The organism is Pedobacter sp. W3I1, assembly GCF_030816015.1.
Taxonomy (GTDB): Bacteria; Bacteroidota; Bacteroidia; order Sphingobacteriales; family Sphingobacteriaceae; genus Pedobacter.
In genome coordinates this window covers 6,328,441-6,341,011 of sequence record NZ_JAUSXN010000001.1, presented here as the reverse complement: position 1 = coordinate 6,341,011, position 12,571 = coordinate 6,328,441, and the positions used below count along the sequence as shown (strand labels likewise).

7 protein-coding genes are annotated in these 12,571 nt (G+C 39.5%); 4 read left to right on the top strand and 3 right to left on the bottom strand.

All coding sequences use genetic code 11. From position 1 onward, the window contains the following. Positions 1 to 22: 22 nt before the first annotated feature. Positions 23 to 3,223: a TonB-dependent receptor gene (locus QF042_RS26035; RefSeq protein ID WP_307533121.1), complete on the bottom strand. Its 3,201-nt coding sequence runs from the start codon at positions 3,221 to 3,223 to the stop codon at positions 23 to 25. Between the two features lie 336 nt (positions 3,224 to 3,559). Between QF042_RS26035 and QF042_RS26030 the strand changes: the two genes are divergently transcribed. Next, on the top strand, positions 3,560 to 5,002 hold the full coding sequence (locus QF042_RS26030; RefSeq protein ID WP_307533119.1) for a hypothetical protein: 1,443 nt from the start codon (positions 3,560 to 3,562) through the stop codon (positions 5,000 to 5,002). Between the two features lie 159 nt (positions 5,003 to 5,161). Here the strand turns inward: QF042_RS26030 and QF042_RS26025 are convergent, their stop codons facing one another. Further along, the gene (locus tag QF042_RS26025) at positions 5,162 to 6,472 is read right to left on the bottom strand and encodes an amidohydrolase family protein (protein ID WP_307533117.1); all 1,311 of its coding nucleotides are present in this window, start codon (positions 6,470 to 6,472) and stop codon (positions 5,162 to 5,164) included. Positions 6,473 to 6,549: 77 nt separating this feature from the next. Further along, the gene (locus QF042_RS26020) at positions 6,550 to 9,570 is read right to left on the bottom strand and encodes an amidohydrolase family protein (RefSeq protein ID WP_307533115.1); all 3,021 of its coding nucleotides are present in this window, start codon (positions 9,568 to 9,570) and stop codon (positions 6,550 to 6,552) included. 113 nt (positions 9,571 to 9,683) lie between these two features. On the opposite strand from QF042_RS26020, the gene QF042_RS26015 reads away from it, so the two are divergent. The 3 genes from QF042_RS26015 (at position 9,684) to QF042_RS26005 (ending at position 12,524) form a co-directional block, all read left to right on the top strand. Beyond that, on the top strand, positions 9,684 to 10,127 hold the full coding sequence (locus QF042_RS26015; RefSeq protein ID WP_307533113.1) for a cytochrome B: 444 nt from the start codon (positions 9,684 to 9,686) through the stop codon (positions 10,125 to 10,127). 360 nt (positions 10,128 to 10,487) lie between these two features. Then, entirely contained in the window at positions 10,488 to 11,885 is a 1,398-nt protein-coding gene (locus tag QF042_RS26010) for an anthranilate synthase component I family protein (RefSeq protein ID WP_307533111.1), read from the top strand. A gap of 51 nt (positions 11,886 to 11,936) precedes the next feature. Further along, a complete protein-coding gene (locus QF042_RS26005) occupies positions 11,937 to 12,524 on the top strand; it encodes an aminodeoxychorismate/anthranilate synthase component II (RefSeq protein ID WP_307533109.1) in 588 nt (195 codons plus the stop codon). Positions 12,525 to 12,571: the final 47 nt, after the last annotated feature.

Below are 12,571 nucleotides of genomic sequence, written 5' to 3'. Positions count from 1 at the left end.
AGAAAGTTAGCTAAGCTAAAGGTTAAAAACCGTAACGTAAGCCAATTTGTATCTGCCAGGGGTTACCTGATGGCGTAACAATGCCGGTGTTATTTACACGGTATGTATAAGCTTTATTTGTAGGATCGAATGCGCTAACAGCATATAAAGCCTGGTTGCCCAAAGTTTCATTTACACCCCATTTTTTGTTAAGCAGGTTTGCAAAATTGAACACATCTCCGGAGAATTCAATACTATGCTTTTTATTTAATTGTAGTTGATAGCTTAATTTTAAATCAACAATACCAAAAAAGTCATTCACGCCACCATTTCGCTCTGCTATCTGACCAGAATATTTATTAATATAATCTTTTAAACTTTGGCTTGCATCTGGATTATCCAATAATGTCTGTAAGCCTGTTCGAATATTTGCAGGAATATTTTGATTGTTTCTATCGAATACAAAAGCTAAATCATTTGTAGCCACAAAATCTCCATTAATATTGCCGCCAGCCAATAAGCTATATCGTGTTCCACCAATACCAGAGTAACGAACGCCTAATCTAAAGCCATAAAAACTTGGCGAAGTTCCATAAATAACAACCTTATTACGGAATTGATTATCTGAATAAGACATTTTGCTCAAATCTCTTGGATCATCTTTAACAGGCAGAGATAAAGTAGCAGAGTTTGCCACGTTACCATTATACGATGTATTATCTTTTGTGTCGTTATAAGTATAACTTGCAGAGATTTCTCCATCTCTAAAATAATTCCAGGTTGCATCTAACACGACAGCGAATTGATTTACTTTACCTTTACTATTTAATTCTAACACACGGCCAAACTGATCAGTTAAACGACCGCCTTTCCAATCGGCAACACCATTACTTGCTGCGATGCTTATAGTTGGTACAAATACGCCACGGTTACCTTCATTAGCTAGGGTAAAGAATGGATTTGCTGCCATATTTCTGTCAACATACATGTAGTTATTACGGCCTAATGTTACGTAACCCGTAATCCCAACCTTAAATTTATCGGTAATTAATTTACTGTATGATAAGTTGGCTTTATAAACCACTGGGATTTTTGCATCTTCTGCATAAGTATTGATAGTTGGTACCTGTAAAGCACTTAATGAAGGTGTAGCAACAGTACCATTTCTATAACCTATAAAGTTTGGTGTTGGTACATTTGCGCCAAAAACATCAACTGTTGCTAAATGTTTACCATCAAAGGTTAAGTTATTAATGGTTACATAATTGTTCACATCCGAGCCGAAAATCCCTGCTCCGAAACGAACAAAGTCTGTCCGGTTTTCATTAATATCCCAATTAAATTGAATTCTTGGCTGAATTAAAAATTGTTTTAACTCATGGTCTGTTCTCACGCCAATAGCATCAAATAGTTGTTGATTAAGTGGCGATTTTGGATAAGTACTGTAATCAATACGTAAACCACCTATAAAATCTAAGCCTTTTGCTAATTTAGTCTGCATTTGGCCGTAAATAGCGGCGTTCCAAATGCCGGCTTTAACAGTTGGGTCTGCAACCAAAGGCACTTCACGATAAAATCTGTTTGGAGCAAGGTTATTAAAGTTTGTAATCGCCGGAACTTCGATCTTTTTTGTAGGATCATTTGGAAAAGCAGGATCTTGAATCTGAGAAGTTGAATATTCGAAACGGCCATTAACTTCACTACCATAAAGAGATTTTGCATTGGTATACATCACGTCAACACCAAACGTATATTTAACTTTATCCGTATTATAATAAAAATTATCTACCAATTGAAAAACATTATTGGTAAAACCTTCTTGTCCGAAACGGTGGCCACCAATTTGTATTGCAGTAGAGATACCCTTTGTACCATCAGCAAGGTCAGATTTTATATTTCCTACAATTGCTCTTGGAATGGCACCTGTTAATTCATCATTTTGCGTACTCGCCTGGAAAGTATATAAATGTTGTATTTTTAATTCGTTAGTGATTTTGCTGCTTATAGTTGAACGTAAAGTTGCCAATAAATTATTGTCAACATTTTTATCGTTACCATAACTTTCGTAGAAATTTATCGCTGTATTATCAGCTAAACCCAGCGGATTTCTATCATTGGTATAGTTATCACGAACAGTTAATAAATTTCTATCATTAATTTGCCAATCTATACGGGCAAATGCAGCATCCGAACCACGCTTTTTGTCGAAAGAACCATATTGAGGCGTATTTGCTACACCATATTTAGTACGGGCAACATCCAAAAACTGTGCTAAAGTACTATTCGTGATTCTGAAACGTGCTTCATCAGCGGGGCCGTTAACATCGGCAATAATTAATGGACGAGCATCTTTCTGATGATCTAAACCAACGAAATAATGTAATTTATCTTTAATAATTGGACCACCTAAAGTAAAACCATATTGATAAGTAGAGAAATCATTGTCACGCTTTACCCCTCTAATATCGTAACGGCTGGCTAACCAATCTGCACGGCCATAACCAAAGGCGCTTCCACTTACTGTGTTTGTACCTGACTTTGTTACAGCGGTTACTGTACCGCCTCCGGCTCTGCCTAAAGTAACATCATATTGATTGGTTACCACTTTAAACTCGCGAACAGCCTCAATAGAAATTGAATATGGTGCACCACTACGACTCGTTGTACTACCAGCTGATGTTGGGTTTTTAGCATTCATTCCATCAATGGTATAATTTGTAGAAGAACCTAACTGTCCCGAAATGTTTCCGCCACGGCTTAAAGGAGATAAATCCATTAAGTTAGAAAAATTACGCCCGTTTACAGGTAATTGGTTCATTGTTTTTGCTGAAATCTCTGTAGAAGCGCCAAAGTTTTGAACTTTGTTCCTTAAACCCGAAGCCACAACCTGTACCGCGTCTAAATCCTGCGAAGCTTCCTGCATGGCAACGTTTACCCTAACCACATCGCCAAGGTTTAACATATAACCATTTCTGGTTTGCTCGCCAAAGCCTACATAAAGGGCTTTGACCGAATAAGGGCCACCCAATGGAAGTTCTTTAAAGGTATACTCGCCTTGGGCATTGGTAGATGTTTTAGTAGTGAAACCTGTTGAATTGTTTCTGATCTGCACCGAAACCCCAGGAATAGGTTTCTTTTGTTGATCGGTGATTACACCCGAAATTGATGCCTGGGTTGTTTGTGCAAATGCCTGGTTCTGGACAAGGCAAAACAGCAGTAACATTGCAATAAGTAAATTTTTCATCATCATTTGTTTTTTTAGGGATTATGAAGCTTGCCAGAGCGTGTCATTTTTTGCTGCTCAGGCAGTTTTCATCATGATTAGTTTTCTAATTTTTATGATGGCAAAGATGTTAATGTATTGTTAAGTTGAATTGGATTTTATATTATGAAATGGTTTACAAAATTGGTCAATGTTAAGAAAATGGTATCAGTCGTATTTGGATGGTTTGTCTGTATGTTTTTCCAGATTTATCGCTGTCTCCTAATGTGTTAAATTTACGTATAAATTTTACATAAAAGTAATTTTAGTATTACGTGTAGTTAATTTTAAAACTGTCTTTTTAAGAAAAAAACAGATATGAAAAAAATTAACACTCTATTAGTTTTATTGGTACTAATTGTCTCATCTTGTAAGAAAGAACAGCAGATCCCAAAAGAAACAGCCTTGTTTTCGAGATCTAATTCCAAGTTAACCAGTTCACGTCCGTTAAATCCGGGAGATCCTAATTTGGATGCAACCTGGGACTGGACCCAGCACAGTTGGACTGCTTATTTTAACAATGCCAATGGATCGGTTGGTAGTGTTACTACTTTGAATCCTTTTATTGATGGCGCTCAAAAAGTTTATGGTAACGTTGATGTTTCAAAAGCAGATATGTATCCTGCCAATGGGTGGATGCTGGTATCGCGCGATTTTGGAACGCCAACGGAAGCCAATGCCTATCCGTTTTTATTACTTTATAATAAACATAGGGGCATTTTGAGGGTGTGTGTATTGAGAACTTACGATGTTCAATCTTCTTATCAACAAATCACCCTTGGTTATGCTACAAATACGACGTATCCAAAATTCTTTTTATACAGTAGCACAAAGCCACCTTATGCGTGGACTGTTGAATATCCGGCTAATCCGGTTAATACTCAAAGCAGTGAATACAAGCAAACTGCAGTTACTTTTGCAGGAGTGCAACAATGGATGATTGCAGATTTTGATGTCAACGGATATAGCGCAACTTTTGATGAAAATACCTCATTTAATATTGGTGTCTCAGAAGTGACACAATCTGATGTTGTTTTAAATGGAAATATACAATTAGATGGTACTGCCCAACCACAAGCAGCTGGTGGCCCTAGTGCATTAGGTATAATTAAAAACGCGGAAAGCTTTTATGCTAAAACTGCAGAAGGCGTAGCAAAGGTTTTAAAAATACCTGAAACAGATGCTGCAGGAAGGATTGCTGGAGGTGGCGCGCTATTTTTAAAGAGTATATTGGGATTAATAACAGGTTTTTCGGGAGGGGAATCGGCAGTGCCCTATAATATTAAACTGAAAGGAACAATCAACCAAACCGGATCGATTAAGTTAACATCGCCAAAAACATCTTTTAGCGTGTATTTAAAACCATTAACAGGTAGTGTGGCCTACCGTGCTGTACAAAATATACCCTGGGGAGTTTTTTATCTGGAAACTGCAAATGCGGTTGTTGAGGAGGTTACACATTACACTTGGGTGACGGATGAATATGGTTATCCAGGAGAGGTTTATGATGGCTTTAGTAGATCAGTAAAATTCAATCCAAACTTCTTTGCTAATTCGCTAGTGATTAACCCGGCGATTGCTAATGATGTAGCCAGTGTAGAAGCATGGGGCGCCAATACGGGGGTTGATTTTGTGCCAGTATCTGTATTTGACCAAGCTGAAAGGTCGATATGGGCTGCTAAAAATGAATATCCATTACAACTTGGAGTAAAAATTACATTTAATAATGGAAATATTGTTTACAAGCTTTTTTCATTTTAATTCTAACAAGGGTAGTTATAAATGTATAAAATGGATTCACCTCTTATTTATAATTCCCCAGTTACCTAAAACAAACGGCCGATAAATCAATATCGGCCGTTCTCATTTTAGGCTTTAACAATTAACCAGTTCGAATAATTAACCAGTGACCATAAAAAACTATTTTTTCTCAGTTGTATACTTATCGCTGAATTTTTTATCCAATTGTTTATGCAGATTATCCAGGTTGATATCTCTTCCCTGAATAAAAGCCTGCTCCACTTTGTTGGTGCGCATATCCAAAGCATCGCCCGCAGAAATAAAGAAGGTGGCATCTTTGCCCGTCTCAATACTGCCCGTGGTTTTATCAATACCCATTGCTTTGGCCGCATTTAAGGTAATGGTTGATAATGCCTTTTCTTTGTCTAAGCCCCAGGCGGTAACCGTACCCGCCATAAAAGGCAAGTTGCGTTGTTGCCAGTAACCATCAATACTCAACACTACATTTAAACCGGCGTTAGCCAGTACTGCGGCATTTTTGTAAGGCATATTTACGTCATCATCATTGTTGTTGGGTAAAGCATGCGGCTGTTTTACCACTAAAGTAACATTGTTTTCTTTTAAGAAATCGATAATCAGGTAGGCTTCATCAGCGCCTGTAATTACCGGAGTAATCCCGAATTTCCTGGCGAAATTAACGGCAGCAACAATGTCCTTCTGACTTTCGGCTGCGATGAACAATTTTTCGTTGCCAGCGAATACTTTCTTCATCGCTTCGAAACGGGTATTAATTACTTCTGGTTTGCCCATTTCCGAATAAGCTTTGGCTTCGGCAAAGAAAGACGTCAACTGTGCAATGGCTGCCTGTGTTCTTTCGGCTAAGCTTTCGGGCGATTGTTGTGGACGGCCAAAACCACCAAAGCCACCCCTGAAGCGTGGGGTAACCGGCCAGGTCATGTGCATGGCATCGTCGGTTTTAAGGGCTGCATCTTCCCAGTTCCATGCATCGAGCTGAACAACGGACGAACTGCCGGAAACCGTGCCGCCTTGTGGGGTTGGCTGTGCCATTAACACACCATTGCTGCGTAATGTGGCCGGAACTTTTGAGTCGGTATTGTAAGCCACGATAGAACGGATATGCGAATTAAAATCGCCAATTTCCTGAAAATCCAATGTAGCTTTTACGGCTTCAATTTCAGTTAAACCCAGATTGGTGGTTGCAGCGATAAAGCCAGGGTAAATGTGTTTGCCTGTTGCTACAATGAGCATTACATCATCCTGTGGTACCTGCCCGTTGGCGGTAACCGAGATAATTTTTCCGTTGCCAAAAAGGATGGTGCCGTTTTCGATCACTGTGCCATTACCAACATGTACAGTTGCACCCGTAATGGCGATGGTTTTGCTTTGCTTTTTAGCTGGCGAAATGTTTGCCTGTGCAAAACACATTAGGCTTGTTGCCGATAAAGCCAGGCTGAGTATATATCTTTTCATAGCGTTTTTATATTTTCAAATGCATTCAAGCTATCGTGAGCTTGTAAATCATTATAATTGGGCGGCTCACGATGGTTTTAGTGTGCATGTTCTTTCTCGGTTAATTCTGCTGAATAGTTTTCTAAAGTTTCGCAATTGTAAAGGCGTGGTGCATCACCCGTTGGGCGTTGTGTACGGCTTCCTTTGCTTTTACTTTCTAACATCTTTTGGATCAGGCGTGCTTTTTCTGCTTGTTGCGTTTTAATTACCTGTGCATCTTTATCAATATCCCAATAAGCAATACCATCTACAAAAGTTTTCTCTGCCCTGGCATAAATAGAAAGTGGATTGGCTGTCCAGATCACCACATCGGCATCTTTACCCGCTTTTAAACTGCCTACTTTATCATCAATGTGAAGCATTTTTGCCGGATTTAAGGTTACAAACTTAAAAGCATCTTCTTCAGGAACGTTACCGTATAATACCGATTTACCAGCTTCCTGGTTTAAGTGACGGGCCATTTCGGCATCGTCAGAGTTGAAAGCCGTAGTTACACCAACGTTATGCATAATTTTTCCATTGTAAGGGATGGCTTCGGCCACTTCGTTTTTATAGGCCCACCAATCGGAGAAGGTAGAACCTGCAATGCCGTGCGCTTTCATTTTATCGGCCACTTTATAGCCTTCTAAAATGTGCGTAAAGGTATTGATCTTGAATCCTAAGCTATCAGCCACATGAATTAACATATTGATTTCGCTCTGCACATAAGAGTGGCAGGTAATGAAACGTTTGTTGTTCAAAATCTCAACAATAGCATCTAATTCTAGATCTTTACGTACGCTGTTACCTTTCACTGATAAAGCTTTTTCATATTCTTTTGCACGGGTAAATTCATCCACAAAAGTTTGCTCAACACCCATACGTGTAACCGGGAAACGGGCACCTGTACCGAAATTACTTTGTTTCACGTTTTCGCCCAAAGCGAATTTAATGAAGCCATCAGCACCTGCAAATTTCAGTTCCTCTGGCGATTTGCCCCAGCGTAGTTTGATTAGTTGCGACTGACCACCGATCGGATTGGCCGACCCGTGCAGGATGTGTGAAGTGGTTACACCACCGGCCAGCTGGCGGTAAATGTTTACGTCTTCGGAGTTGAGAATGTCGGCAACGCGTACCTCGGCAGAAACCGATTGTGCACCTTCGTTAATGCCGCCTGCACCTGCAATGTGTGAGTGCTCATCAATAATGCCTGCGGTTACGTGTTTACCAGTAGCATCGATCACTTTTGCGCCGCTTGCTGAAAGGTTTTTGCCAACCGCTTTAATTTTTCCGTTTTCTAAAAGTACATCGGTATTTTGGAGGATTCCATCTTTTTCATTCGTCCAAACCGTACCATTTTTAATTAAAACTGTTTCTTGTTTTGGAAGTTCAGTGCTACCAAAGGCAGAGAAAGGATAAATCACAGGTCCCATGGCCAAAGTAGTTTTTGGCTCTTCTTTTTTAGGTGTTTCTTTTGCAGCTTCTTTATAGGTTGCCGTAAACTTGCCGGTAGTACCATCAGCCAGAGCCGATTCGCCTTTTATGGTAACCGGGTTTGCCGAAGTAATGTAACCGCTTAAACGGACATCACCTTTAGGGTTTTTCTTTAAGTTAAAATTGATACTTACCCAATCGCCGTTTCTGGTAAAAGTGGCCGTCGTTTTTAGACTATCTACACCAGTTCTTTCAATTGCAGCTATTGAACCGCCACCTGTACCTGTAATTTTTAGGATCAAAGCACCAACACCGTCTACATTTAAGTTATAAGTGCCGCGGACATCGCCCACATCCATTTTGTTTACAATGAAACGTTTGCCTTGTACCCAGTTTTCGAAAATAATATTTCCGTTTTTAAACAGGTTATCAGAGGAGATTAAGAAGTTGGCTACTTTTCCTTTTTCCAAAGAGCCTACTTTATCGCCGATGCCCAAAAGCGAAGCAGGGATTTCGGTAACTGATTGTAAGGCTTGTTTTTCAGTTAAGCCATTTTCTATGGCCGTGCGGATGTTTGCCCAAAAATCGCGACTGTTTTCCAAGCCAAATGCCGTTAGCGCAAACTTAATTCCTGCTTTTTCTAAACTTGCCGGGTTGGTTGGCGCCAGTTCCCAGCCCTTCATTTGTGATAAAGTTACATTTCTGGCCTCTGCCGGATCCTCCACATCATAAGCTTTAGGGAAAGTTAACGGAATAATTAAACTTGCACCTGTAGCCTTAACCTCATTTATTCGCTGGTATTCATCGCCGGTAGATTTAATGATGTATTTCTTGCCAAATTCTTTTCCGATTTTATCCGCACGGAGGATATTCTGCCAACCGTCTACCTCAAATAGCTGTGGCATGGCCTGTTGCTTGCTAAATTCATCGAGCGAGATGTTGTATTCGTCTTTTTGTTTGCCATACCATTGTGCATCGTAATAGGTTTGACGCAATAAAGCAATCGAACCCATTAACGAAGTAGGGTAGTCGTTTGATGAAGTTCCTTTGTTAAACGAATAATTCGCTGCGGTCTGGTCCTTTAAAAATACACTGTTATCTGCGCCTTCGTTTAAAGTTACAGCAGCAGAAACACCACGCGCTATACCATCGCGGTTAATTACGTTTACGCTACCAAAGCCTACTTTACGTAGCTCATCTGCTTTTTTACTGTCGGTAGAAAAGATGCTTTTTACATAAGTTTCTGGCCGGATTGATTCGTTCCAACCGTAAGCACCTTTTTTGGTCGATACGAAAATAGATTGGCGCTGACCTCCGAAACCACGCTGTTGTACAGGTGCTTCAGTAAGACCATAACTGCTAAAGGCATCAACTAAAGATGGATAAACAAATTTTCCTTTAAGGTCTATCACAACATAACCTTTCGGTACGGCTAAGCCAGCACCAACAGCCTGGATAGTTTGTCCTTTGATTAAAAGTGTGGCATTTGTTAGGGTTTGGTTGGCATTAACTACTATAGTTGCATTGGTAAAAGCAAACATTCCGGGTCTGGTATCAAAAGAACCGTTAACAGGAAAGGAGGTTTGCTGTGCAAACAAAAATGTAGTAGAAAATACCAGCCCAATGGCGAGTAAAATTTTCTTCATAATAAGTTTAGTGTTTAATTTGTTTAAAACTAATATAAATAAGCGTTCAATCTGTTGAATATCCTATTTTTTACAATTAATGTCTATTTTTGACTAAACATATTTGATAAAAAATGTATAATATCTTAAAATCTGCGCATTCCGGATGGCGCTACATCGTATTAATTTTATTGGTTATTGCAGTAATCAATGCTTTATCGGGCTGGTTGGGCAATAAAACTTACACAGAAGGTAACCGCAAGCTGAATGTGTTTACACTAATTAGTGCACATATTCAATTCCTGATTGGTTTGGTGCTGTTTTTCTTAAGTCCGCTAACAAAATTGCCGATGAGCGATGCCATAGGCCGTTACTTTAAGGCTGAGCATACTTCAATGATGCTTATTGCGATTATTTTAATTACCGTTGGTAATGCAAAATCGAAGAAAGTTAAAGATGCCGTTGCAAAACACCGTACCATTGCCATTTTCTTTGGCCTGGCTCTGGTTTTAATCATCGTTGCTATTTTATTGATGACGAAAAGCGTTCCGGGAAGATCGTTTTTTGGGGTATCATAATAGTAAAGCAAAGGGTTTGGCGCATGGCGAAAAGCGTAGACAATCAAGATTAATCTTGTGCTGCAATCGACTTCGGACTCCCGACTAATGACTTTGGACTAAATTTATTTTCAGAATTATTTCCATTTTTCAAAATTCTTTATATTTTTGTTGCTCATGATCAACAATATACATACATGGCTTTGGCAAAGTAATTCGAACGAATTGCGCTGGCTGCGTATGAATAAAATATAGTTTATCAACCTAAACCTTATTAAAGAACCATTAAAGCCCGGCGTAGAACCACACGCCGGGCTTTTTATTGTTAAAAAATACGAAAACAAACCTTAAGCCTTTTAGCTTACACCATTTACCTTTATCATGTATAAAATTAATACGACTTACAAAAAAATGCTTGCCGATACTACAACACCAGTGAGCATTTATTTGCGCTTACGTGATGTGTATCCAAACAGCATCCTGTTAGAAAGTTCTGATTACCACAGCAGAGAAAACTCGATGAGTTTTGTTTGTGCTGATCCTGTTGCCGGAATTATCTTAAAGGGATCGCGATTAGAGAGCTATTTCCCCGATGGCGCTGTGGAGATTACCGAAAGTAAAAACCTGATTGAAGAAATTACCGATTTTAAAGATAAGTTCAGAGAAACGGAACTGCCTGAGATCAAATTTATTTCGAGCGGTTTGTTTGGCTATTTTACCTGGAATGCAGTACAACATTTTGAAGATATAAAGTTTACTTCTGAAACACCAGAGGGTGAAGAAATTCCAGAAATGCAGTATCACCTCTATCGTTATATCATCGCCATCGATCACTTCAAAAATGAAATTACCCTTTTCAAAAATACTTTCGAAGGAGAAGAAGAGGGGGGGCTTGAAAAAATGGAATACCTGATCCAGAATAAAAATTACCCTGAATATAAGTTTCAACTTCGTGGTGAGGAAAGTTCGAACCTAACCGATCAGGGTTTTATGGATTTGGTAGAGAAACTACAAAAGCATATTTATCGCGGTGATGTTTTTCAGATTGTGCCTTCAAGAGCATTTAAGCAAGCATTTTCTGGTGATGAATTTAATGTATACCGTTGCCTGCGTTCGATAAACCCATCACCTTACCTGTTTTATTTTGATTACGGGAATTTTAAATTGTTCGGTTCTTCGCCAGAGGCACAGATTACCATCAAAAATAATTTAGCTAATATTTTTCCAATCGCAGGGACTTTTAAGCGCAGCGGAAACGACATTGAAGATGCTGAACAGGCCCGTAAATTAGAACAGGATCCTAAAGAAAGTGCAGAACATGTAATGCTGGTAGATTTGGCCAGAAATGATTTAAGCAGGCACTGTAACCGCGTTGAAGTAAAATCTTTTAAAGAAGTGCAGTACTATTCGCACCTGATCCACCTGGTGAGTAAGGTGAGCGGTCATTTGCAGGAAAACGTGAGCGCTTTTAAAGTAGTTGCCGACACCTATCCGGCAGGTACCTTAAGTGGTGCACCCAAATACAAAGCCATGCAGCTGATTGACGAAAACGAAAAGCTGGGCAGGAATTTTTATGCCGGTGCAATTGGTTTTATGGGTTTTAACGAAGATTTTAACCATGCCATTATGATCAGGACTTTTATGAGCAAGAACAACGAACTGCATTACCGTGCTGGTGCAGGCATTGTGGCCGATTCTGTTCCAGAAACTGAAATGCAAGAGGTGAACAATAAAATTGCAGCATTGCGTAAAGCGGTGCAGATGGCAGAGGGAATATAGTTGGGAATGAGGAGTTTTTAGTTTGAGTAAAATCCGTTAACAGGAAATAAAATGGAAAATATAGATAAAAAAACCGTCTTAGTAATCGATAACTACGATAGTTTTACCTACAACCTGGTGCATTTAATTAACGAAGTTGGTTATGAAGCGGAAGTTTGGAGAAATGATAAATTCGATCTGGCCGATGTGGAAAAGTATGATAAAATATTACTTTCTCCAGGGCCGGGCATCCCGGAAGAGGCTGGTTTGTTATTGGATGTAATTAGAACATATGCGCCAACAAAGAGTATTTTTGGAGTATGCTTAGGTCAACAGGCCATTGCTGAAGTTTTTGGAGGCACTTTATTGAATTTAGGCAGACCCATGCACGGAATAGCTACACCAGTAACCGTTGTGGATGGCGATGAACCTTTGTTTTGGGAATGTCCACAAACTATAAATGTTGGCCGCTACCACAGTTGGGTAGTGAGTAAAGATAATTTCCCTTCGTGTTTAAAAATTACGGCAAGAGATCATAAGAATGAGATCATGGCGTTAAGACATGAAACGTTGGATGTGCGAGGTGTACAGTTTCATCCTGAAAGTGTGCTAACGGAGTATGGGAAGCAGATGATGGAGAATTGGTTAACTACCCCTTAACTCTTATTCATCCAGTCGTCATCCTGAACTTGATTCAGGATCTTACT

Bases quoted from the DNA above. Each gene is read 5' to 3' on its own strand.
- QF042_RS26020 (WP_307533115.1), bottom strand. From the start codon at position 9,570: ATGAAGAAAATTTTACTCGCCATTGGGCTGGTATTTTCTACTACATTT.
- QF042_RS26015 (WP_307533113.1), top strand. From the start codon at position 9,684: ATGTATAATATCTTAAAATCTGCGCATTCCGGATGGCGCTACATCGTA.
- QF042_RS26010 (WP_307533111.1), top strand. From the start codon at position 10,488: ATGTATAAAATTAATACGACTTACAAAAAAATGCTTGCCGATACTACA.
- QF042_RS26030 (WP_307533119.1), top strand. From the start codon at position 3,560: ATGAAAAAAATTAACACTCTATTAGTTTTATTGGTACTAATTGTCTCA.
- QF042_RS26035 (WP_307533121.1), bottom strand. From the start codon at position 3,223: ATGAAAAATTTACTTATTGCAATGTTACTGCTGTTTTGCCTTGTCCAG.
- QF042_RS26005 (WP_307533109.1), top strand. From the start codon at position 11,937: ATGGAAAATATAGATAAAAAAACCGTCTTAGTAATCGATAACTACGAT.
- QF042_RS26025 (WP_307533117.1), bottom strand. From the start codon at position 6,472: ATGAAAAGATATATACTCAGCCTGGCTTTATCGGCAACAAGCCTAATG.